Raw genomic sequence first — 23,042 nt, forward strand, 5'->3', positions numbered from 1 at the left:
GGGGTGTCGGGACCCGCTGCAAGTACGTCCATGTAAGCTCGTATGCCGCCATCCATGGCGGCATACGGTCCCGCCACCCCACCCATGCCCACCCTTTGACAGTGGGCTGGTGCGTAAGGGAAAAGCGGACCCTGGCTCCGCGACTGCAGCAGTGACTGGGTTTGTTTTGCCGTCCAGCTTCGTTATGTGGCGTTGCCGCTCGGCTTCGTAGAGCAACACAGCGCCGCTCTGCTGTTGTGCTCTGCTGTTGTGCTTTGCTGCTCCTGCTTTGCTGCTCCGCACTTCTGCACTTATGTGCTGCTTCGCCGTTTAGCTGTTTAGCTGCCCAGCACCGCCACTCTGATCCACTGGTTGGCACTGCAACTTAATCTGCTGCCTAGCGCTGCTACTCTGCGCTGCCGCTCAGCTCCGCTTACTGGCTTTTGATCTCAGCATGGCCACCAGCCAAGTGTCGGGGGGCGGGCACGTGCAGGCTGGAGGGACCGTATGCCGCCATGGATGGCGGCATACGAGCTTACATGGACGTACTTGCAGCGGGTCCCGGAAGCCTGTGCGTGCCCGACCCAACCAGCGGACACAGGGCATTTGCCGCTTCAAGGCCAATCAGCGAGCACGCTGGCAGGAACGCCCATCCGGGTGCATGCCCGTGTCGCCAGGCCATCCTGCAGTGCACGCCGGAACAGTGGCGCCATGCCTTTCAGCATCACCGCGGACGCCCGCGACTGCGCACGTTGCATCGGGGTGCGCTCGATCATCGCCGTCGCCCAGTCAGGCAACAACGCAGCGCCGGCACCGAGGAACAGCTCGCGCGAGAGGCCCGCCATCGGCACCGGCAGGCGGATGCCTGACAGCACCGCCAGCACCTCGCGCGAGCGCGCATCGAACATCAGGTGCGATTGCTGCTGCGCGAAGTACGCGTCCACCTCCGCTTCCGACGCGGGCACATCGGCAGCCCCGAGCGCTTCGGCCACGCGCTTGTACTCGCGGTAATACTGATCGGCGATGGCGGCGGGCACGTCGCGGCAATAGCGCCGGCAGCCCTGCAGGAAACCGTAGGCCTCGGTCACGTGTACCCAGGTCAGCAAGGCGGGATCGTCGGCGGAATACGCGCGCCCGTCGGCGGTCTGCCCGCGCACCTGCGCGTGGATGCGCGCCACTTTGCTGATCAACGCCTCGACTTCCGCGGTCGGTGCGTAGGTGGTGCCGGCGACGAACGCGGTGGTGCGGCGCAGGCGGCCCACGAGGTCATCGCGGAAGTTCGAATGGTCGTACACGCCGGCCAGGGCGAGCGGATGCAGGGTCTGCAGCATCAGCGCGCACAGGCCGCCGGCGAGCATGCCGGGGAACTCCGAATGCACGCGCCAGGTGATGCTGTCCGGGCCGAACCAGCCTGGGTCGCCCAGCGGTTGGTCGTAATCGATCCCGCTCTGGCCGCGGGGAAAGGCACCCAATACCCAGCGGCGGATCGGGGCGGTGGCGGGACGGGCAAGCGAACGCAGCAGGGAAGACATCAACAGTACCGAGGCGGAGCGGACCGGCGTTTTGCGCGGATGCGTCAATTCTGCGTGATACCGGCGGGGCTGGCGAGGACGCTGCCGCCAGGGGGCTGCCCATTGTGCATGTGCAGCATGAACACCCCCACGCAACCCCTATTTACCCGGTGATTTACGTGCCGCAATGCGCAAATCCGCTGCGGGCTTCCCCATTCATGCAGGAATGACGCCGGATCTTTGCGCTTTGCCCATTGCCAAGCGCCGTGAAAGTGCTAGAACTGGACCTGCCACAACGTCGTCCAATGCGCTGCCGCACGTTCCAGAAGGAGCTCGTCATGATCGCTTTGTTCAAAGGTTTGGGTTTGCTGTTGCAGGACAACGAGCTGTACAACAGCCCGTTCGAAAAACAGGTCGCGCATTGGCGTAACAAGAGTGAACAGCAGATCCGCGAGGAAGTCGCGGTGCTCGCCAAGGCCAAGGGCCAATGGCTGATGGCCTCGATCGTAGGCTGGCAGGCGTCCTCGCTGCTCATCCTCGGCCTGATCAGCAACTACCTGTGGAAGGATGACTTCCATATCACCTTCACCCGCGTGGTGATCGTGTTCGGTTCGTGGGTCTCGATCCTGTTCGTGATCTGGTTCATGGCCAACATGTTCGATCACACCGCCGGCTTCGAGCGCTGGATGAAGGCCTTCAACAGCCGCGCCCGGATCACCTCCGATGCCGATACGGTGGAGTGCGTGGCCGAAGCACTGGACATGGCCCAGCACTACCCGGAAGTCCTGGATTACAAGCAGGCGGTGAGCGCGAAGCGCGAGCTGCGCCACGAGGACATCCGCATCATGCGCGAGATCGGCCGGATGAAGCAGCACACCGAACTGGTCGGCCAGCTCAACCATGTCGGCGAGCAGCCCAACGGCACCAACCTGCATCTGCAGCCCGCGTTCTGACCCTACTGCAAAGCGGGGGGAGCCACGATGCCACCGTGATCACTCACGGTGGCATTGTTCTTTCTGGACCGCGCTGACGCAGTGCTGGAAGCCAGCCGGCAAGCCCGCCATCTGCTCGGTCTCGCCGACCGCCACGGCCAGCCGGTGCAGCGGCGGGTAGGCACAGTCCTTGTCCTTGGCGCAGCGCGCATCCAGCACCAGGTAATGGCATTGGCCGCTGCTGCTGGCGATGCAGGCGAAGCTGGCCACGCCGTTGTCCACGGTGGTCCTGCTGTGCAGCGTATCCACGCCATTGGCGCGGATGCGGGTGACGGAGGTGTTGCTCGATTGCTGGCAGGCGGCCAGCATCACGACGCAGAGACTGGCGGCAACGGCAATACGCATGGCAGGCTCCAGAAAAAGGCGGTTACATCCCGCGGAACAGACTCATGAAGGGCTGGCTGACGTTGAGCACTTCGGTCCGGTGCTTCAAGCGCAGCTGACCGCGGCCGGTGTCATCGCGGGTGACCGCGGCGACCGCTTTCATGTTCACGATAGTGGAGCGGTGGATCTGGCGGAAACGCTGCGGATCGAGCGCGTCGAGCAGTTCGCGCAACGAGGTGCGCAGCAGGCTTTCACCCTGTTCGGTGACCACGGTGGTGTATTTGCTGTCGGCCCGGAAGTAGATCACGTCTTCCAGCATGATCAGCTGCGTGTCGCGCCCGTTACTGGCCGTGATCCAGGCCAGCGGCGGGGTGCTCGATGCGGCGGCGGGCTGCTGGCCGAGGCGCTGCAGCAGCTGCTCGAGCGTGCCACTGTCAGGGCGGCCCAGCTGCATGCGCGCCAGGATGCGCTCGCGCGTGGCCAGCAGGCGCTCATCGCTGACCGGCTTGAGCAGGTAATCGATCGCGCCCTGTTCGAACGCGTCGATGGCGTACTGGTCGTAGGCGGTGACGAACACTACTTGGGTACGCGGGCTGATCTCCGGCAGCGCGCGGGCCACTTCGATGCCGGTGATACCGGGCATGCGGATGTCGAGCAGGGCCAGGTCCGGCTTCAGCTCGGCCAGGCGCTCCAGCGCGCTGGCACCGTCCTCGCATTCGGCCACCAGTCGCAGTTCCGGCCACAGACGCTGCAGCTGGGCGACCAGCGACTGCCGCAGCAGGTCTTCGTCTTCGGCAATGAGCGCATCAAGCTGCATGGATCGCCTCACGGGCATCGCGCGGCAGGGTGATCGTCGCCGCCACGCCGCTGGGGAAATTGGACACGATCGCCACGCCGGCGCGTTCACCGCAGGTCAGGCGCAGTCGTTCGCGCAGGTTCTTCAGGCCGATGCCGGAACCACTGGTGCCTTGGCCGAAGCCGAGGCCATCGTCGGCCACGGTGAGGGTGACATGGTCCTCGAAGGCGCGCGCGATGATCCACACCGTGCCGCCGCCGGGCTTGGGCTCCAGACCGTGCTTGATCGCGTTCTCGACCAGGGTCTGTAGTGCCATCGAGGGCAGTGCCAGCCCGAGCAGCGCCGGCGGCACGTCCACCTGCAGGGCCAGGCGCGCCCCCATGCGGATCTTTAGGATCTCCAGGTAGGCCTGGGTGCGCTCCAGCTCCACGCCCAGGGTCGACATCGATTCCTCCACGCTGGGCAGCGAGCTGCGCAGGTACTGGATCAGGTGCCCGAGCATCTGGTCGGCGCGGGGCGGATCGGTGCGGGTCAGCACCTGCGCGTTGGCCAGCGTGTTGTAGAGGAAGTGCGGCTCGACCTGGGCATGCAGCAGGTTGAGCTTGGCGACGGACAGCTCCTTCTCGGTGGCGGTCTGCTCGGCAGCGGCCTGCTCGTCGCGGCGCTGTTCGGCGACGCGACGGGTGATCGCGCGGCTGACGGCCTCGGCATTTTCATGATTGCTGCCTTCGTCGACCGCGAGCAGGTCCGCCCAGACCCCGGCATCGGGTTCGAACAACAGCGTGACGCTGCTGGTGCCCTGCCCCGGGGTGACCGTGGCGAGCACGCTGTTGCGCCGGATCGCCACGCGCGCGGGCAGATTCCAGCGCGATGGCGGGCGGCCGTTGTAGGCGTCCACGCGGCGCACGTACGCACGCACCTGCAGGCTGCCGGGCGCGCTTTCGATGTCCTCCACGCGGGGCAGCTCGGCGATGGCCGCTTCGAGCAGGGCGAACGCCGGGCCGGCATCCATCGGCAGCTCGATCTGGCGGCGCTGGCGGCTGGACAGCGTGGTGGCATCCAGCCGCCCGGCGACCAGCCAGACCCGGCGGATATGGGTGATGCAGCTGCCCACCGCCGTCACCATCACGAACAGGGCCAGCAGGCCGAAGACCCAGCCGGGACCATCGTTCATGCCGCTGAAGATGCCACTCCAGACGAATCCCGCCACCACGATGGCGGCGGCCCAGGCCAACAGGATGCGGAGGATCAGAGCGAGGCTGGCGAACACGGCGGCGTCATCACATAGGGAGTGAGGCGAGCATAGCCCTGCCGGCAGCGGGAACAAGCGGCATGCGACGAAGGCGGGGTTTGGTGGGACGAAGCGGTGTAGAGCCACCCCATGGGTGGCTGGTTTTCGTTCCGGGACCGCGAAGCCACGCATGGCGTGGCTCTACAGCGGGGTCCGGCCGGCGTGCCGGCCGGACGCGGTCTTATTTCCGCTCGGCGGCGCTGGCATCGCGCGGGGCGCGGAACTGGGAGTCGGTGCTCCAGTTCGGCCAGGCACGCGAGTTGGCCAACTGGTTGCCCAGCGTGTACAGCACTTCCAGATCGCGCGAGGCGCCGGCGAAGGTCCAGTCCGGCTGCCACTCGTCGCCCTGCTGGTGGTAGCGCTTGGCGGTGTAGTCATCGGAGGCCGCCTTGCCGGCCGCGACGCCACCCTCCACCCAGTCCTGGCCGGCCGAGTACGACACCGCCGGCACGCCGCGCTTGGCGAACGGGAAGTGATCGGAGCGGAAGAACAGGCCGGCTTCCGGCTTGGGATCCGGGGTGTAGCGGATGTCCCAGCCCTTGGCGACGTCCTTGAGCTGGTCCAGCAGTTCCAGCTTGGCCGAGCCGTAGATGCCGAAATCACGCGACGGGCTGAAGGGCGCCATGCCGTCCATGTTGATCAGCGCCACGGTCTTGCCCAGCGGGTACAGCGGGTGGCTGGCGTAGTACTCCGAGCCCAGCAGCCCCTTTTCCTCGGCGGTGACGGCCAGGAACAGCACCGAACGTTCCGGTCGCTTGGCCTTGGCGAAGCCGCGGGCCAGCTCGACCAGCGAGGCAGTGCCACTGGCGTTGTCCAGCGCGCCGTTGAAGATGGTGTCACCGTTCGCGTCCGGCTTGCCGACGCCGATGTGATCCCAGTGCGCGCTGTAGATCACGGTCTCGTCCGGATGCTTGCTGCCTTCCAGGCGCGCGGCCACGTTGTGCGAGGTGATCACCTCGGTCTTGACCGCGTACTTGGCCGAGAAGGTCTCGCCCTTCAGCTCGACCGGCTTGAAGTCACGGGTCTGCGCCTGCTTCTTGAGCGCCTCGAAATCCAGGCCCGAGCGCTTGAACAGTTCCACCGCCAGATCGCGCTGGATCCAGCCTTCCAGCAGCGGATGCGCTTCGGCCGGATTGTCGCGGACCACGTCGAACATGGTGTTGGTATTGGAACCGGCCACGGTGGCCCAGCCGTAAGAGGCGGGTGCGGTTTCGTGCACGATCAGCACGCCGAGGGCACCCTGGCGCGCGCCTTCTTCGTACTTGTAGGTCCAGCGACCGTAGTAGGTCATGCCCTTGCCGTCGAAGTCGCCCTGGCCGGTCTCGAAGTCCGGGTCGTTGATCAGCACGACGGCGATCTTGCCCTTCAGATCGACGCCCTTGAAGTCGTCCCAGTTGCGCTCACCGGCCTTGACGCCGTAGCCGAGGAAGACCAGCGGGGCGTTCTTGATGTCGACTTCGCTGGCACCGTTCATCGCGGCGCGCACGGCGATTTCCTTGCCCTGGCTCAGCGTCTGCGGCTTGCCCTTGCTGCTCAGCGACAGGCTCGGGGTGCCGACGATATCGCCCTTGAGCAGCGGCACGGCCTGGGTCCACAGGCGCTTGCCGTCCTTGAGGTCGCCGCCCGGCTGCAGGCCGGCCGCCGCGAACTGCCTGCTCAGGAAGGCGATGGTCTTTTCTTCACCGGCCGTGGCCGGCGAGCGGCCCTCGTAGGCATCCGAGGCCAGTTCCTTGACGTCGGCGGAGATCCGCGCGCCATCGAATTTGGGGGTGGCGGCCATCAAGGCCGACGACACCGACAACGCCAACAGGCTGATTACCACACGCTTCACGCTGCACCTCATGACTGACCGACAATCGCCCGAGTGTAGGCCAGAGCCGCCGCCCGGTGCAGTGCCGGTCTACACAGCCGCCGCGCGTGCCAACAGCAGCGCCTTCTCACGCGCGTTGGCGGTCAGCGTGGCCGCGCGGACAAAGGCGGCGCGAGCTTCGGCGCTGCGACCCAGCTGGGCAAGGAGGTCGCCCTGGACCGCGGCCAGCGGCGCGTAGTCGCGCAGCCGTGCGTCGCCAGCGAGCGCATCGACCAGGGGCCAGGCCGCGGCCGCACCCTCCGCGCGCGACAGGGCGACCGCATGGTTCAAGGCGATCACCGGCGACGGCTGGCGCTGGGCCAGGCGCGCATAGAGCGCCGTCATCCGCGCCCAATCGGTGTCTTCGGCACGGCGCGCGCGCGCATGGCACTCGGCGATGGCCGCCTGCAGGACGTAAGGATCCTCGCTGCCCCCCAGTGCCACCGCCTGCTGCAGCGCCGCCTGTCCACGGCCGATCTGCAGCCAGTCCCAGCGCGCGCGGTCCTGCTCGGGCAGCAGGATCGGCGTGCCGGTGGCATCCGTGCGCGCGGCGGTGCGCGAGGCCTGCAGTTCCATCAGGGCGAGCAACCCCTGCACCTGCGGCCAGGTCGGCAAACGACTGGCCAGCACGCGGCCCAGCCGCAGCGCTTCATCGCACAGCGCCGGACGCATCCAGTCATCGCCGGCACTCGCGGCGTAGCCTTCGTTGAAGATGAGATAGACCACCTCCAGCACCGACGCCAACCGCTCCGGCAACGCCGCCTGGCGCGGCACTTCGAACGGCACCTGCTTCTGCGCCAGCGTGCGTTTGGCGCGCACGATGCGCTGGGCGATGGTCGGCTCGGGTGCGAGGAAGGCCCGTGCGATCTCGTCGGTGGTCAGCCCGCCCAGCAGGCGCAGGGTGAGTGCCACCCGCGCGTCGGCCGCCAGTACCGGATGACAGGCCACGAACATCAGCCGCAGCAGGTCATCGCCGATGTCGTCTTCCAGCGCGTCGCTGTCATCCGGCGCAGGCAACGGCAGCGGCTCCAGTTCACTGCCGTACTGCGCGTGCTGCCCGGCGACGCGCTGGTGCTGGCGCAGCACATCGATGGCGCGGTTGCGCGCGGTGGTCATCAGCCACGCTCCGGGATTGTCCGGTACGCCCTGGCTGGGCCAGCGCTCCAGCGCGGCCAGCCAGGTGTCCTGGACCAGCTCTTCGGCACGGCCGACATCGCCACCGAGCAGGCGGGTCAGGCGGGCGGTCAGCACTGGCGCCTCCATGCGCCAGATCGTGTCCAGTCGTTGCGTCAGTGCCGTGTCCATGCGGCCGATCAAAGCACCGGTGCGGCCGGGGCACAAGCCGCACCGCGCCGTGCCATCATCCCGGTTCGCCGTCCATGTGTGCGATTTCCCACAGATGGCCATCCAGGTCCTGGAAGCCGCGCTGGTACATGAAGCCGTAATCGCGCGCCGGCTGCGGTTCGCGGGCACCCGCCTTCAGCGCAGTGTCCACCAGCGCATCGACTGCCTTGCGGCTCTCGGCCGACAGGCAGGTGATCACCTCGGTCTGCCGCCGCGCATCGCTGATCGGCTGGGTCGTGAACTGGGCGAAGAAGGACTCCACCAGCAGCATCACGAAGATGCTGTCGCTGATGATCATGCAGGCCGCGTTCTCATCGGTGAAGGTCGGGTTGAAGCTGTAGCCGAGCGCGGCGAAGAACGCCTTGGAGGCCTCCAGGTCGCGCACCGGGAGATTGACGAAGATCATCTGTTGCGTCGCGTTGGACATGCGTGCGTTTCCTGTTGGACGTAGGGATCAGGGCTGCTTCATGCAATTGACCATCCACGGCTTGCCGTAGCGGTCGATCAGAAAGCCCCAACGATGGGCCCAGAACGTTTCGGTGATCGGCATCTTGATCTCGCCGCCGTCGGCCAAGGCCTTGAACACGCGCTCGGCCTCCTCGATCGAGTCGACATCGATGTTGATCGTGGTGCCGCCCTGCCCTTCCGGAGACGGACCGTCGGCGGCCATCAGGATCGCCGGACCGACCTCCAGCTGGCTGTGCGCGACGTGGTCCAGTGTCTCCGGCGGCATCTCGCCACAGCCTTCCTGGCTTTCCATCGGTGGCATGTCGCGGTACTTCGTTTCCGAGGTGACCTTGCCGCCAAGGACCTGCGCGTAGAAGGCCATGGCTTCATGGGTCTTGCCGTTGAAGCCGAGGAACGGAATCAGTTTCATGGGAATGCTCCAGGGGTGAGGGGGTGGGTCAATCGGCCGCGCCGATCTGGTCGCGAAGACGCTGTTCCTGCGCCTGCAATTCGGGGGTGAAGGCCGCGCCGAAATCCTCGGCGCTGAGAATCGGGCGCAGCTCGACCACGTCGCCCGGTGCGAACGGGGCCCGCTTCAGCCATTCGGTGGCTTCGTCCAGCGAACGGACCTGCCAGAGCCAGAAGCCGCAGACCAGCTCGCGGGTTTCCGCGAACGGGCCATCGATCACGCGCGGCGGTTCGCTGCCGAACGCCACCCGGCGCGCACGCGAGGTCGGGTGCAGGCCCTCGCCGGCCAGCATGATCCCGGCCTGGACCAGCTGTTCGTTGTAGGCGCCCATGGCGCGGATCTCCTGCTCGGTCGGCAGTTGTCCGGCCTCGGTGGCCGCGGTGGCCTTGACCAGTACCATGACTTTCATCGGTGTCTCCTTCGGGGCCGGCCCGTCTCTGGGCCGTTCAAGGGATACAACGTTGCAGTGCGCCGGAAATCGACACGCCCGCCAAAAAAAATGTCGATGCCGTCGGCCAGCCGTCGCAGACAGCCTGAACAGGCGCGTCCTGTCGCGCTGCAACACGGCTGCCGCGTGGCCTGGGGCATGATGATGGCCCTGCCCATTCCCTGGCCTGGCCATGCAATTCCTGCTGCTGATCTACATCGACGAGGGCCTGTTGCAGGCCCTGCCAGGCGAGGAGTACGACCGCCTGATGCACGACTGCCTGCGCCACGCCGATGCGTTGCAGGCCGAGGGCACGCTGGTGCTCGCCCAGCAACTGGAACCGGTGGACAGCGCGCGCACGCTGCGCGTGCGCCAGGGCCAGGCCCGCATCACCGATGGCCCGTTCGCCGAGACCCATGAACTGCTGGCCGGCTTCAACCTGATCAACGCCCCCGACCCCGCCGAGGCGATGCGCATCGCCCAGCAGTTTCCGTGGTCGCGCTTCGGCAGCATCGAGGTACGGCCCCTGGCCGACATGGACGCCGAGCGCGTGCGCGTCGGCGCCTGATACCGCTCAGGGCAGCAGCGTGATCTTCAGATCGCGCGGACCGATCGCTTCATTGCCGCTGTAGTCGCGTGCACTGCCACGCAGGATGTAGTCACCGGCCGGCAACGCATCGGGCTGCCAGCGTGCGGTCTCGACCAGGCCATCGCGCACGGTGTTGGTGACCAGATAGCGGAACCGCGTAATCGCACTGCCATGCACGGTGATGCCACTGTCCGGTGCATAGGCCACGCGGGTGGCGCTGTCTTCGCGCGGCATCCGGTTGAACACGATGTTGAAGCGTGGCTGCTCGTAGCCCGCCAGCGGCCGGCCCTGCGCATCCAGCACCTGGTAGCCGACCTGGTACAGGCCCAGCCGACGCCGCGGCAGGTTGCGGTCGACCTGGTCCCAGGCCTCCACCACGATCTGCACTCCCGGGCCCTGGCGCGGTATCGCAACGCGGCCGTCGGCACCGGCCGTGATCGGCTGGTCGAGATCGTCCAGTACGGCCACCTCGGTGATGCGCGGCGCGAAGGCATCGGCGTAACCGGTGAAACCCAGCGCCACCGCATTGCGTTCGAAGCCGCTGGCACCCACGCTCAGGTGCACGTGCGCCATGCGGTTGATGGTGCCGAGCGCTTCACCTGCGGCGAAGCGGGTGCCGCGGCGCACGCGGATGCGCTGCAACCTGCCATCCTCACCGGACAGCTGCTGCCAGCGCGCATCGAACGGACGGTCGCGCGGATCGCGGCCGACCTTCATGTGGATGTACCTGAGCGACCCCAGCGACAGGCCCTCGGCCTGCCCGCCCACCGACCACGCCGCGAACGGGGTGTCGACCTTGCCATCGGCGATCGCCAGCACCGGCTGGCCGACATCGCCGCGGATATCAAAGCCGCCGTGCAGATGATGGCGGCTCTCCCCCTTGAAGTCGCCGCGCACTTCACCCAGCGTGCCGACCACTTCATGCCACCCCTCCTGCGGGGCCAGCGGCCAACGGCCGGCGGTGGCGGGCAGCGGGGCGTCCGGCGCCGGGCCGATCAGGGCCGGCGGTGCGGTCTGGCCTGCGGCCAACGGACTCAGGCGATGCACACGGTAGGACGCGGCATCGGCCAGATACAGCCCGCCGCCCGCATCCAGCGCGAGTGCGGTGGGGCGGGCGAAGCGTGGCTGCGGCGGCACCCCGGCCAGCGCGAGCTGGTGGCCCTGCGCCGAAATCTGCACCACCTTGCCATTGATGTCGCTGGCATAGATCACCCCGTCGTGGGTCACCGCCAGGGACAGCGGACCGCTGAGCAGCCCTCCATCGGCGACGCGCGTACTGAGCGTGCCATCCGGGGCGAGCTGGCGGATCGCGTTGTTGAACAGGTCGGCGATCAGCAGGTTGCCGTGCGCATCCAGCGCCAGCGCCACCGGCGTATCCAGCCGCGTGAGCGCACCGTTCCCATCGGCGTTGCCCGGGCGTTCGCCGCCGGCCACGGTATGCACCCGCCCACCGGGCTCGATCACGCGGATGCGATCGTTGTAGGTATCGGCCACGTAGACACGGCCCCCCGCGCCCACCGCCACGCCCATCGGCCCATCGAAACGCGCCTGCGCGGCCGGCCCATCGACGAACCCCCGCCGGCCATCGCCAGCGAGCGTGCTCACCGTGCCATCCGCCGCGATGCGCCGGATGACATGGTTGCCGGTGTCGGCGACGAAGACTGTGCCGGCGGCATCCACTGCGATCCCGGACGGCGTGTTGAACTGCGCCTGCAACGCAGTGCCATCGCGCCAGCCTTCGCCTTGCCCGGCGAGGGTGTCCACGCGACCATCGGGATGCACGCGACGGATGCGGTTGTTGTCGCCGGCATCGGCGATGTAGACCACGCCGTGGGCGTCGACGGCCAGCCCATACGGATCGGCGAAGCGTGCCTGGGTGGCGGGGCCGTCTGCAATGCCGCCGACGCCGTCGCCGGCGATGCTGTCGATGCGGGGGGACCAGCCCAGCACGGTGGGCAGCGGGCCGGCGGGCGGCGATGGCGGCGATGGCTCACGCAGGAAGGTCCATGCCAGCACCGCAGCGGTAGCCGCCGCGATCATTCCTGCCCATGCGTTGCGTCCCATTGCGATCCCTGCATTCCAAAGGGCATTGACGATACGGCCTGCGCGCGGATCTGCAAACCCTGACACAGGTCGCTTGTGCCGCCACGGCCCGCCGGGTTCCAATCAGGATTCACGCCATGGAAGGAAGCGCCGCATGCCGCACCTGCGACCCCACCGCATCGCCCTGTTGATCGCCCTGGTACAAGCCGTTGCCGCGCCGGTGCAGGCATCGGCCGATACCCGCGCGCCAGCCGACAGTGCGCACGTACAAGCACTGCAGGACGCGCTGGGCGACGCCGCGCAGCAAGGCGAGCAGGGTGACACGCTGGGCGCACTGATCACGTTCGAGCGGCTGCTGGCGGATCCCGGCCTGGCGGACATTCCCGATGCTGAGCGGGTCAACGCCTACGTCGTGGCCGGCTGGGTGGCATTGCAGGCTCGCCAGCATGCACCAGCGCGCAGCTATCTGGAGCTTGCCCGACACGAGACACCCGATGAGCCGCGCGCGCTCTATCTGCTGGGCGTGCTGGATGCGGAGGATGGCCGCCACCTCGAGGGCGCGCGTCTGATCACCCGCTCGCTGCAGCTGTCCGATCAGTTCCTGCCCGACATCAGCATGTCCATGGCCGGATCGCTGGGCCAGCAGCTGCAGGGCCACGATAGCGACTACCGGGACTTCCTGCAGGCGCTGTTCGACCAGGGCTGGAAACCCGAGGCTATCGAGCCGACCGATTTCTGGAAGCGGCTGGCGGTGTTGCAGATCGACAGCGGCCAAGACGACCGGGTCGCCGCGACACTGGAACGTATCGACAGCCCGATGGCCATCCTCGCGCTGCGGGCGGACAAGCGGTTCGACCGCTTCATTGATCGCGACAGTCCGCGCTTCGACCCGCTGCAGTCCGCACAACGCGAACTCGATGCATTGCGCGTGGGTAACCTGCTGGCACCCGAGGAGATCCGCAATCTCGTGGAGATGAGCTATGCGCTGCTGGCGCTCGGGCGCCATGAAGAGGTGGTCGCCATGACCGGGAAGGTCGCTGGCGCGGCGGCCGATCCCAGCCTGCCGCGCAGCTTCGAGCACTCCGGGGATATTGCCTGGCTGCTCAACAACCGCGCCATCGCACAGCGCCGCCTCGGCGATGCGCATGCCGGGCTGGCGACCTTGGAAACCGCCGCCGCGTTCCACGAGGAAGGCGCGGCCAACGTCAGCCAGCAGTTGAACCTGGCGTCGTGGCAGGCGTCGCTGCTACGGCCGCGCGAGGCGCTGGAGACCCTCGAGAAAACCGGCAGCAACCTGAGCCCGTACGGTGAGGCCGTGCAGCAGTGGGTGCGCTTCTTCGCCTACCGCCAGCTGGGCGATATGGCGCAGGCCGCCACCGCCCAGCGCTGGTTGGAGGATCACAAGGACATCGCCGAAGACTATGTGGTGGAAACCCTGCTGGAAGACAATGCGCTGGACCAGGCCGCCGCACAGCTGGTCGCACGGCTGCACTCGACCGAGCATCGCAGCGAAGCACTGATGTCCATGCAGCAGCTGCTGACCGTACCTTCACTGCCCGGTGACGCCGAGCGCGATCGCCGATGGCGGCAGGTCGTCGCGCGCGCCGACGTGCAGGCGGCATTGGACGCTGTCGGACGCAGCGAGCACCACCCGTTGTTCAATACCGGTTCCTCGCGCTGAGGCACCGGCCTACTTCGCCGGCGTCTCCACCTTGAAGCCCATCGCCTCGCGATACCGTACATACAGCGCGCTGACCTTCTCCACGTAGGCCAGCGTCTCGGCATACGGGGGCACGCCCTTGTACCGCGTCACCGCACCGATCCCCGCGTTGTAGGCGGCGGCGGCCAGCACGCGGTCGCCTTTGTAACGGCGCAGCAGCGCCTTCATGTAACGCGCACCACCACCGATGGACTGCTCGGCCGAGAGCGGATCGGCCACGCCGTATTCGGTGGCGGTATCGGGCATCAGCTGCATCACGCCCTGTGCGCCCTTGGGCGAGATCGCGCCGGCGTCGAAGCCACTCTCGGCATGGGCGATCGCCCGCAGCCAGGCATCGTCCACCCCGGTGGCTTTCGCCGCGGCCTTGAACTGCTTGGCATGCCGGTTCAACTGCGGCGTACCGACCTTGCCCAGGCCTTCATGCGCCGGTTCGCCCGGCGGCGTGGCGACAGTGAACTTCAGGAACACGCGCGAGCCCGGCAGGTTGCGGGTCGAGTAGACCATCGCACCGTCCTGCTCGCGTTCGTACAGGGTGCCGCTGAAGACGCCCATGTTGCCCCACAGGTTGGGCGTCTGCACGGCGTTGTCGTCGATCTGCTGTGGGGTGCAGCGGGAGCCCGGCTCGGGCGCGGTGGCCAGGCTGACCGTGTTGCTCTGCACGCAGCGATAGACCGTGCGCGCCGATGCCAGGCCAGGCAGCAGCAACGACAACAGGGCCAACACGGCAGGCAGGGTCGGGTTCATCGGCTCGGATCGGGGGCACGGAAGGGTGCGGCGCGATCATCCGGCCGGCGGCGCGAACCGAAGGTGAATGCCGGGCCTGCACCGGCGGGCTGCTGACGGGATCAGCCAGTTCCGTCCGCGATCAGAGGCCTGCCCCGGTCGGCCGGGCGGGCGCCCCGGACGCACTGGTATCAAATCGACCGCACTGATGGTCATATAGCGCCTGGGGCCGCGACCGCCCTGGCCCGCCGGGCTGCCATGGAACCCCCTTTCGACGAGGCATCGAGATTCGCTTGAACCGCGCCAGGATCATCGCCGTTACCGTCCTGCTGGCCCTGCTCGGTGCCTTGGTGCCGATTGCTACCGTGTTCTATTTCACCTGGAGCCGCGCCAGCGAGTCCGAGCAGGTACGGCTGCAGACCACCGCGGAGCGTACCCTGCAGCGCGCGCACCGCGCCTACGAGGGGGCGTTGAACGCCCTGCGCCAACTCGACCAAAGCACATTGGCGCCCTGCTCTCCCGAGCATCTCCACTTGATGCGCAGCCTGGTGATGAGCACCCATTCGGCCGAGCAGATCGGCTACTTCGAGAACGGTCGGCTGGCCTGCACCTCGTGGGGGCCGATGGACGCCGAGGTCGCGCAGCCGACACCCGCCTACGTCACCGCGGAAGGCGCCGGCATCACGCTGGGCGTGCACGCACTGGCCGGCAGTGGCCAGCAATCTCTGCTGGCCTTGGGCTACGGCCATTACGACATCCTGATGGACCCGGCACGGCTGATCGACGTGATCGTCGATCCCAACGTGCGGCTGGCCGTGGCCAGCCCTGATGGACGGCTGATCGCCCAGCAGGACATCCAGGACCAGGCATTGCTGCAGCGGCTGCTGCGCGAGCCGGCCACCGGCATGGAAGGGCAGACCCTGTATGCCACCGCGCAGGACCAGGAGTGGCTGGCGATCGCCACCGCACCGCGCACCGATCTGGTCGCCGCGTTCCGCCACCAGATCGGCCAGTTCATTCCGCTGGGCGTACTCGGCGCGCTGGCGGCGATCGGCGGCGTGGTCTGGCTGTCGCGTCGGCGGCTGTCGCTGCGCGGCGAACTGGCCACCGCGGTGCGCAAGCGTGAGTTCTTCATGCACTACCAGCCGATCATCGAGCTGGCGACCGGCATCTGTGTGGGCGCCGAATCGCTGGTGCGCTGGCGCCGTCCCGATGGCAGCCTGGTGCGCCCGGACCTGTTCATTCCACTGGCCGAAGAAGCCGGACTGATCGATGCACTGACCGACCAGGTCATCGACCACGTGATCGCCGACATGCGCACCCTGCTGGTGCAGGATCGCAGCGCGCACATCGCGATCAACCTGGCCGCCGAGGATGTCAGCAGCGGGCGGGCGCTGAAGGTACTGGCGGCCAAGCTGCACGGCACCGGCATCCATCCCCAGCAGATCTGGCTGGAAGCGACCGAGCGCGGCTTCATGGATGTCCGCCGCGCGCGCACCCACCTGGCCAATGCACGACGCATGGGCCACTGCGTGGCGATCGACGACTTCGGTGTCGGCTATTCCAGCCTGCAGTACCTGCAGCAGCTCCCGCTGGATGCGTTGAAGATCGACAAGTCGTTCATCGATGCGATCGGCACCGACAGCGCGACCAGCCCGGTGACCTCGCACATCATCGAGATGGCCAAGACGCTGGGCCTGTTCACCGTCGCCGAGGGCGTGGAAACCCCCGCGCAGCTGGCCTATCTGCAGGCTCGCCAGGTGGAGTTCGGCCAGGGCTGGCTGTTCTCCAAGGCACTGCCGCCGGTGGAGTTCGTGGCGTTCCACGAGCAACGCAAGCAGCAGTACGGGCAGGCACCGGAGAACATGCAGAACCCCAACGGCGACACGCCCGACTGAGCGGCCTCCCTACTCTGCATCGAGTCCGGCCAACGTCATCACCCACGCCGGCACCTGGGGTTCGCCCGCGTAGAAGGCCTTGGGCCTGTTCTCGGCCATGGCCCAGCGCTGGATCCAGCTGATGCCGCCGGCACCGTTGTAACCGTCGGCATGCTGGTAGGCCGGATCCTGCAGGGCGGCCTCCAGCGAAACGAAGCGATAGCCGCGCCGACGGGTGGCCGCGACCAGTTCCTCCACGCAATCGGCGCTGAGCGCATTGGCGTGGATCAACCACACCTGCGCCGGCAGCCGGCCCTGCAGCTGCTGCCCCTGCTGCTCGTAGTAATCCAGCTTGTTGAGCATGTACGGCACATAGCCGCGGCGCAGCTGGCGCAGGCGGGCCTCGCGCGCGATGGGATCAGTCTCGGTATCGCGCACGTGGTCGTAGGCGAACGCCCAGATCCACTCGCTGTTGTCGACCGTGACCGGCGCCACCCGATACCCGTGCTGCTGCAGGAACACACCGAGCGCGGCACGTTCCTGCGGCGACTGCCCGGCCCGCAGATAGGGATGCCGGAACCACCGCGGCGCCTGCCCGGTCTCGGCCAGCAGCGGGCGCAACGTCGCTTCACCGCGCAGGATGTCCTGCTCATACGCGGCCAGCCCGATCGCATGCAGATCGACATGGCCGAAGGTGTGGTTGCCGAGCTCGAACCCGGCATCGCGCCAGTCCCGCAGCATCTGCACGCGCGCCGGCTGTATCCGGCCATCCACCTCGAGCTTGACCTCGTTGACGAAGCCCACCACCGGCACGTCCGCGTGCTTCAGGGCCGCGATCAGCTGCGCATGGCGCGCAGCAAGCTCGGGCTCGGCGCGTTCGTCCAGACGCTGCCAGGGCAGATCGTCGATGGTCAGCGCGATGCGCCGATCCGGCGCCGCCGCGTGGGCGATGCCGGCCAGGCACAGCAGTGCCAGCACAGCACTTCGAAGAACTCCCTTGCGCACCCGCTGCTCCCATCGCGATACCCGGCCCCAGCATAGCGCCGGGTATCGCGGCCCACCTTGCCGTGTGCGGCGGCTGGGCTCAGTGTGCGATCGGTTCCCATGCCCGCGGCTGGCGCAGCACCACGACCAGCGTGGCCAGCAGCAGCACCAGCAGGATCGTCGGCAACCAGCGTTCGCCGACGGTTTCCAGCATCACTCCGCCAAGGATGCCGGCCAGCGCGATCGCCAGGTTCCAACCGGTCACCACGAACGACTGCGCGATGTCACCGGCCTCGTCGGCGCGGCGCGCCACGGCGGTCTGGAACTGGGTGGCGACGCCACCGAAGGACACGCCCCACACCACCGTGCCGGCCACCAGCACCCACGTCGAACCGGGCCACAGGCCGAACGCCACCGCCGAGAGCGCGAAGGCCACCGTGCTCGCGATCACCAGTTCGCGCAGCCAGCGGTCCACCAGCAGGCCGGTGATCCAGATGCCGCCCAGCGCGGCCACGCCGAACACCAGCAGCAGGCGATCCAGCCATGCGGCCGCGCCGGACAACGCTGCGAACGGTTCGATGTAGGTGTAGAGCACGTTGTGCGCCAGCACGTACAGGAACATCGTCAGCAACGCGGTGCGCATGCCGCGCAGGCGCAGCACGCTGCCCAGTGGCTGCTGTGCCGCCGCGCCCGGTGCCGGCAGCGGCGGCAAGGCCAACCGCGCCCACACCAGCAGGCCCACGCTGAGGATCGACATCAGCGCGAACGCCCAGCGCCAGCCGATGGTCTGGCCCAGCAGGGTGCCGGCCGGAATGCCCAGCGACAGCGCCAGCGGTGTACCCACCATCGCCACCGCGATCGCCCGGCCCTGCAGCTGCGGCACCACCATGCGGCTGGCATAGCCGGCCACCAGCGACCACAGCAGGCCGGCGCTGATCCCGGCGCAGAAACGCGCGACCAGCATCACCCCGTAGTGGTGGCTCATCGCGGTGATCGTGTTGACCACCACGAAGCCGGCGATCGCGGTGAGCAGCAGCGGACGCCGCGGCCAGCGCCGGGTCAGCGCGGTCATCGGCAGTGCCGCGACCAGCGAGCCCAGCGCGTAGATCGTGACCAGCTGTCCCACCAGCGCGCGGCTGACGCCGAGATCGGCGCTCATCGGCGACAGCAGCCCGGCGGGCAGTGCCTCGGTGAGGATGGTGATGAAGCCCGCGCAGGCCAGCGCCAGCAGGCCGCCGAGCGGCAACCGGGTGGCGGCGTCGGCCACGGGGACGGCGGTGGGATCGAGCGCATGCCCGCTCATGAGGAGGCCACCGTGCACGCAGCGGTACGGGGGGCGGAGAGCGAGGCAGGGGCGTGGCGAGCAGACATGGGGAGCGGCCGGAAGGAGGGGAGCGCCACCGTAGGCGCTGCGCGGCCGGGGAAACAGCGGGGCGGCGCTCCGCACATTCCGGACTGCGGTGGCGGCAATCGGCAAGGTGCCCGCCCTGCAAGGTCCTGCGCCCGAACCCGTCAACGGCGCACCGCAGTGTTGCGGGCCGATGCGTGCGCCCGTGCTCCTCCGCACCCCGATGGCCGCTAGAGTGGCCGCTTCCCTCCTCTGTGGCCGCCCATGTCAGCCTTGGACAACCTCGGCAATCTGCAGACCTTCGTGCATGTGGCCGATACCCGCAGCTTCGTCGAGACCGGCCGCGTGCTCGGCATCTCCGCTTCGGCCGCCGGCAAGACCGTATCGCGGCTGGAGCAGACGCTGGGCGTGCGGCTGTTCCATCGCAGCACCCGCAGCGTCACCCTCACCGCCGAGGGCGAGCGCTTCCTGGTGCGCTGCCGGCGCATCCTCGACGAGCGCGATGCCGCCCGCGATGAGCTGGTCCAGCAGACCGAGGCGCCGACCGGCGTGCTGCGGGTCAGCCTGCCGCTGGTCGGCGACATCTCGCTGCCGCTGCTGACCGAGTTCATGGCCGCTTACCCGGGCATCCGGCTGGAGCTGGATTTCGACGACCGCCTGGTCGATGTGATCGAGGAAGGCTTCGACGCCGTGCTGCGGGTCAGCGAGCCGGCCGACTCGCGCCTGAGCGCGCGGCAGCTGGGCGAATTCCCACGCTATCTGGTGGCCTCGCCGGACTACCTGGCCCGCCGCGGCACCCCGCGCCTGCCCGAGGACCTGCTGCTGCACGACTGCCTGCACTACCGCTTTCCCAGCAGCGGCAAGCTGGAGTGTTGGCCGCTACCGCAGACCCCGGGCGCCGCGCCGCTGGTCCTGCCGATCTCAATGGTCAGCAATACGATCGAGGCGCGGCTTGCTTTCGCCTTGGCCGGGCGTGGCATTGCTTACCTTCCCGAGCACTCGGTGCGCGACGCGCTGGCCGATGGCCGCCTGCAGCGGGTGCTGGCCAACCGCATCCACGCCTGCGGCAGCTTCTACCTGCTGTGGCCCTCGGGCCGCCATGTGCTGCCCAAGCTGCGCGTCTTCATCGATTTCATCAGCGCGCGGCTGACCGGGGTGAGCTGCTGAGCAGGCCGCGTTCATCGCCCGGCCGTCGGGCGGTTTTATACTGGCCGCGCGACAGCCAGTCGCCTTTGTTGCCGAGGTAGGCCTACATGCGCCATTGATGCCGCCGTCGTCTGACGGCCTGTCTCCACCCGCCTGTCCTGCAGGAGGGGAGTCCTTGGCATCCATGGAGGTCGCATGACCGCATTCGCCCTCACGCTCGATCGCGTGACGCATACCCTGCCCGACGGCCGGGTCCTGTTTTCCGAACTGTCCGCCGCGTTCGACGGCACCCCGACCGGCCTGGTCGGGCGCAACGGCGTGGGCAAAAGCGTGCTCGCCCGCCTGCTCAGCGGGGATCTCACACCCACGTCCGGCCGCATCCAGCGCAGTGGCCCCGTGCACCTGCTCGCGCAGCACAGCGGCGTGCCCGCAGGTCGCATCGCCGATCTGGCCGGTGTCGGCCCGGTGCTCGATGCACTGCATCGCATCGAGGCCGGCAGCGTCGACCCGGACGACTTCACCTGCGTCGGGGAGCACTGGGACCTGCGCGAACAACTGCAGGCGCAGTGGCACCTGCTGGGCCTGCCAGCGCTGGATCCCCTGCTGCCGGCCGCCACGCTCAGCGGTGGCCAGGCGGTGCAGGTGGCGCTGGCCGGCGCGTTCCTCTCCGGTGCCGAGGGTCTGATCCTGGATGAGCCCAGCAACCATCTCGACGCCGCGCATCGCGAGCGCCTGATCGCGGCGCTGCAGCGCTGGCACGGCGGCCTGATCGTGATCAGCCATGACCGTGCCTTGTTGAACAGCATGGCGCGCATCGTGGAGCTGTCACCGGCCGGACTCCGTCACTACGGCGGCAACTACGCGCTCTACGCCGCGCAGAAGCAGGACGAACGCCGCAGCACGGACGCGCAGCTTGCCCTGCGTAAACGCGAGCGCCGCCAGCAGCAGAACGAGATGCGCGACCAGCGCGAACGGATGGAACACCGCCAGGCGCGGGCGACACGCGATGCACGCACCGCCAACCAGGCACCGATCCTGCTCGGTGGCATGAAGAACCGCAGCGAGCACAGCGCGGGCCGCTGGCAGGCGCAGCAGAGCGAGCGCCGTACCGAACTGGACGCGCGCGTGCGCGAGGCCGCCGGCGAGGTAGAGCAGGACATCGAGATCGCCCTGCTTGCCCCGGTGATCAGCCAGCCGGGCCCACAGCGCGTGGCCGAGCTCGTCGCTGCCGGGCTGCCTTGGGTGCAGGCGCCGTGGAGGACTCTCAATCTCACCCTGCAGCGTGGGCAGCGGATCGGCGTGCAGGGCCGCAACGGCAGCGGCAAATCGACGCTGCTGCGGTTGTTGGCCGGCACGCTGGCACCGGTGTCGGGGCATGTGGAGGTGGCGGCCAGCGTCGCCCTGCTCGACCAGTCGCTGACGATGCTGCCGGGCGATGCCTCGGCGCTGTCACTGCTGCAGCGCGCGCATCCGCTGGCCAGCGAAGGCACGTTGCGCACGCAGTTGGCGCTGCTCGGGCTCGATGCCGAGCGCAGCCTGCGGCCGTTGGCCACGCTCAGCGGTGGCGAGCGGTTGAAGGCCGCACTGGCCTCGGTGCTGTACGCGCAGACGCCACCGCAGCTGCTGTTGCTGGACGAGCCGGGCAATCACCTCGACCTGCCCTCGCTGACCGCACTCGAGCAGATGCTCAACCAGTACACCGGCACGCTGATGATCGTCTCGCACGATAGCGCGCTGCTGGACGCGGTCGGCCTGACCCACACGCTGCACGCGGCCGACGAGGGATGGCGGCTGACGCCGATGTAACGCCGGCGGTCAGGCCCGTGCCCACGCCGGAAACGCATCCGGCAACAGCTGCCACAGCAGCGGGCCGGCGCGCAGCTCCTCATCGTTGAGCAGGCAGGCATCCAGCTCGGCGCGGACCGCGTGCTCGTCCATCGCCACCCCGATCACCGCCAGCTCCTGGCGGCGGTCGCCCCACCAGGGATGCCACAGCCTGCGCATGGCCTGGTACTCACCGGCATCGCCGACCTGCTCGACGCTGGGCATCGGCGCGGTCCAGCAGCCCGCCTGCTGGCGGGCCCAGCCCATGTCGGTATACGGCACGCGCGTGGGCGGCAGCGTCGGCGCGGTGTTGTCCAGCCCGGCCTCCATGCGCTCGCGCGAGGCGTACCAGAACCCCGCGACCGAGGTCTGCGTCGCCGCACCGACGCTGGAGAGCTCCCCCACCGAGTCCATGCGGTTGGCCAGCCAGAAAAAGCCCTTGCTGCGGATCACGCTGCCCAGCCCGGTGTCGAGCAGCTGTGCGAAACGCTGCGGATGGAACGGCCGGCGCGAGCGGTAGACGAAACTGGTGATGCCGTATTCCTCGGTCTCCGGCGTGTGTTGGCCGCGCAGTGCCTGCATCCACCCTGGTGCCAACTGCGCTTTGACGAAGTCGTAGCGGCCGGTATCAAGCACCTCGTGCAGCGGCACGTTGCCGTGTTCGGCCAGGACCAGCCGCGCATCGCGGTTCATCGCACGCAGCACGGCCAGCGTGGACTGCAGCGTGTCGTCGTCGATCAGATCGCACTTGCTCACCACGATCACGTTGGCGAACTCGATCTGCTCGGCAAGCAGGTTGACCACACCGCGGTCGTCGTCTTTACCAGCCTGCTGGCCGCGGTCGATCAGCCGATCGCTGGAGCCGAAGTCGTGCAGGAACCGCGCGCCATCGACCACCGTCACCAGCGTGTCCAGCCGCGCGATGTCACTGAGGCTGAAGCCCTCTTCATCGCGCACCGAGAAGGTCGCCGCGACCGGCATCGGCTCGGCGATCCCGGTCGACTCGATCAACAGGTAATCGTAGCGGCCCTCGGCCGCGAGCCGGCGCACCTCCTGCAGCAGGTCATCGCGCAGCGTGCAGCAGATGCAGCCGTTGCTGAACTCCACCAGCGTCTCCTCGGTGCGGCTCAGCGCAGCGCCGCCGTCGCGGACCAGCTGCGCGTCGACATTGATTTCGCTCATGTCGTTGACGATCACCGCCACCCGGCGGCCCTCGCGGTTGCGCAGCAGCTGATTGAGCAGAGTGGTCTTGCCGGCGCCGAGGAAGCCGGACAGCACCGTCACCGGCAGGCGGGAATCACGAAGGGCAGGAGAGGCAGTCATGGCGGAGCAGGTCAGGACGGGGAATGAAATGTTACT

The 23,042-nt window shown here is 68.2% G+C and carries 20 protein-coding genes; 6 read left to right on the top strand and 14 right to left on the bottom strand.

Features of this window, described 5'->3' with window-relative positions:
• Positions 1 to 593 precede the first annotated feature (593 nt).
• A complete protein-coding gene (locus HH110_RS15245; RefSeq protein ID WP_176990457.1) occupies positions 594 to 1,511 on the bottom strand; it encodes an oxygenase MpaB family protein in 918 nt (305 codons plus the stop codon).
• A 317-nt stretch (positions 1,512 to 1,828) separates the two neighbouring features.
• On the opposite strand from HH110_RS15245, the gene HH110_RS15250 reads away from it, so the two are divergent.
• Entirely contained in the window at positions 1,829 to 2,443 is a 615-nt protein-coding gene (locus HH110_RS15250; RefSeq protein WP_176990458.1) for a hypothetical protein, read from the top strand.
• Positions 2,444 to 2,482: 39 nt separating this feature from the next.
• Here HH110_RS15250 and HH110_RS15255 read toward each other — a convergent pair whose 3' ends face one another.
• From HH110_RS15255 to HH110_RS15290, 8 genes are all read right to left on the bottom strand, one after another.
• Entirely contained in the window at positions 2,483 to 2,827 is a 345-nt protein-coding gene (locus HH110_RS15255) for a hypothetical protein (RefSeq protein ID WP_176990459.1), read from the bottom strand.
• Between the two features lie 22 nt (positions 2,828 to 2,849).
• Complete coding sequence (locus tag HH110_RS15260; RefSeq protein ID WP_176990460.1) at positions 2,850 to 3,623, bottom strand: LytTR family DNA-binding domain-containing protein; 774 nt, start codon at positions 3,621 to 3,623, stop codon at positions 2,850 to 2,852.
• Positions 3,613 to 4,872, bottom strand: a complete 1,260-nt coding sequence (locus HH110_RS15265; RefSeq protein ID WP_176990461.1) for a histidine kinase — start codon at positions 4,870 to 4,872, stop codon at positions 3,613 to 3,615. Before HH110_RS15265 ends, HH110_RS15260 begins: the two co-directional genes overlap by 11 nt.
• 202 nt (positions 4,873 to 5,074) lie before the next feature.
• On the bottom strand, positions 5,075 to 6,724 hold the full coding sequence (locus tag HH110_RS15270; RefSeq protein WP_176990462.1) for a M28 family peptidase: 1,650 nt from the start codon (positions 6,722 to 6,724) through the stop codon (positions 5,075 to 5,077).
• 69 nt (positions 6,725 to 6,793) lie between these two features.
• Entirely contained in the window at positions 6,794 to 8,047 is a 1,254-nt protein-coding gene (locus tag HH110_RS15275; protein WP_176990463.1) for an RNA polymerase sigma factor, read from the bottom strand.
• Positions 8,048 to 8,102: 55 nt separating this feature from the next.
• The gene (locus HH110_RS15280; protein ID WP_176990464.1) at positions 8,103 to 8,513 is read right to left on the bottom strand and encodes a VOC family protein; all 411 of its coding nucleotides are present in this window, start codon (positions 8,511 to 8,513) and stop codon (positions 8,103 to 8,105) included.
• A 27-nt stretch (positions 8,514 to 8,540) separates the two neighbouring features.
• A complete protein-coding gene (locus HH110_RS15285) occupies positions 8,541 to 8,963 on the bottom strand; it encodes a VOC family protein (protein ID WP_176990465.1) in 423 nt (140 codons plus the stop codon).
• A gap of 28 nt (positions 8,964 to 8,991) precedes the next feature.
• On the bottom strand, positions 8,992 to 9,411 hold the full coding sequence (locus tag HH110_RS15290; RefSeq protein WP_176990466.1) for a YciI family protein: 420 nt from the start codon (positions 9,409 to 9,411) through the stop codon (positions 8,992 to 8,994).
• A gap of 211 nt (positions 9,412 to 9,622) precedes the next feature.
• Between HH110_RS15290 and HH110_RS15295 the strand changes: the two genes are divergently transcribed.
• Positions 9,623 to 9,997, top strand: coding sequence for a YciI family protein (locus HH110_RS15295; RefSeq protein WP_176990467.1), 375 nt, complete (start codon positions 9,623 to 9,625; stop codon positions 9,995 to 9,997).
• A gap of 6 nt (positions 9,998 to 10,003) precedes the next feature.
• Here the strand turns inward: HH110_RS15295 and HH110_RS15300 are convergent, their stop codons facing one another.
• Positions 10,004 to 12,082: an NHL repeat-containing protein gene (locus HH110_RS15300; protein ID WP_241696594.1), complete on the bottom strand. Its 2,079-nt coding sequence runs from the start codon at positions 12,080 to 12,082 to the stop codon at positions 10,004 to 10,006.
• A gap of 133 nt (positions 12,083 to 12,215) precedes the next feature.
• Between HH110_RS15300 and HH110_RS15305 the strand changes: the two genes are divergently transcribed.
• Complete coding sequence (locus HH110_RS15305; protein ID WP_176990468.1) at positions 12,216 to 13,742, top strand: hypothetical protein; 1,527 nt, start codon at positions 12,216 to 12,218, stop codon at positions 13,740 to 13,742.
• A gap of 9 nt (positions 13,743 to 13,751) precedes the next feature.
• Here the strand turns inward: HH110_RS15305 and HH110_RS15310 are convergent, their stop codons facing one another.
• On the bottom strand, positions 13,752 to 14,525 hold the full coding sequence (locus tag HH110_RS15310; protein ID WP_176990469.1) for a lytic transglycosylase domain-containing protein: 774 nt from the start codon (positions 14,523 to 14,525) through the stop codon (positions 13,752 to 13,754).
• A 272-nt stretch (positions 14,526 to 14,797) separates the two neighbouring features.
• Between HH110_RS15310 and HH110_RS15315 the strand changes: the two genes are divergently transcribed.
• Positions 14,798 to 16,402 carry an EAL domain-containing protein gene (locus tag HH110_RS15315; RefSeq protein WP_176990470.1) on the top strand — a complete coding sequence of 535 codons (1,605 nt, stop codon included), beginning with the start codon at positions 14,798 to 14,800 and terminating at the stop codon, positions 16,400 to 16,402.
• A gap of 9 nt (positions 16,403 to 16,411) precedes the next feature.
• Here HH110_RS15315 and HH110_RS15320 read toward each other — a convergent pair whose 3' ends face one another.
• Together HH110_RS15320 and HH110_RS15325 are read right to left on the bottom strand one after the other, a co-directional pair.
• A complete protein-coding gene (locus HH110_RS15320; protein WP_176990471.1) occupies positions 16,412 to 17,359 on the bottom strand; it encodes a polysaccharide deacetylase family protein in 948 nt (315 codons plus the stop codon).
• A 106-nt stretch (positions 17,360 to 17,465) separates the two neighbouring features.
• Positions 17,466 to 18,668 carry an MFS transporter gene (locus HH110_RS15325; RefSeq protein WP_176990472.1) on the bottom strand — a complete coding sequence of 401 codons (1,203 nt, stop codon included), beginning with the start codon at positions 18,666 to 18,668 and terminating at the stop codon, positions 17,466 to 17,468.
• Between the two features lie 309 nt (positions 18,669 to 18,977).
• Here HH110_RS15325 and HH110_RS15330 point away from each other — a divergent pair, with 309 nt between their 5' ends.
• Positions 18,978 to 19,880: a LysR family transcriptional regulator gene (locus tag HH110_RS15330; RefSeq protein ID WP_176990473.1), complete on the top strand. Its 903-nt coding sequence runs from the start codon at positions 18,978 to 18,980 to the stop codon at positions 19,878 to 19,880.
• A gap of 174 nt (positions 19,881 to 20,054) precedes the next feature.
• Positions 20,055 to 21,665, top strand: a complete 1,611-nt coding sequence (locus HH110_RS15335) for an ABC-F family ATP-binding cassette domain-containing protein (protein ID WP_176990474.1) — start codon at positions 20,055 to 20,057, stop codon at positions 21,663 to 21,665.
• 9 nt (positions 21,666 to 21,674) lie between these two features.
• Here the strand turns inward: HH110_RS15335 and HH110_RS15340 are convergent, their stop codons facing one another.
• Positions 21,675 to 23,006: a GTP-binding protein gene (locus HH110_RS15340; protein WP_176990475.1), complete on the bottom strand. Its 1,332-nt coding sequence runs from the start codon at positions 23,004 to 23,006 to the stop codon at positions 21,675 to 21,677.
• Positions 23,007 to 23,042 lie beyond the last annotated feature (36 nt).

The organism is Stenotrophomonas sp. SAM-B (genome assembly GCF_013387485.1).
Taxonomy (GTDB): domain Bacteria; phylum Pseudomonadota; class Gammaproteobacteria; order Xanthomonadales; family Xanthomonadaceae; genus Stenotrophomonas; species Stenotrophomonas maltophilia_AA.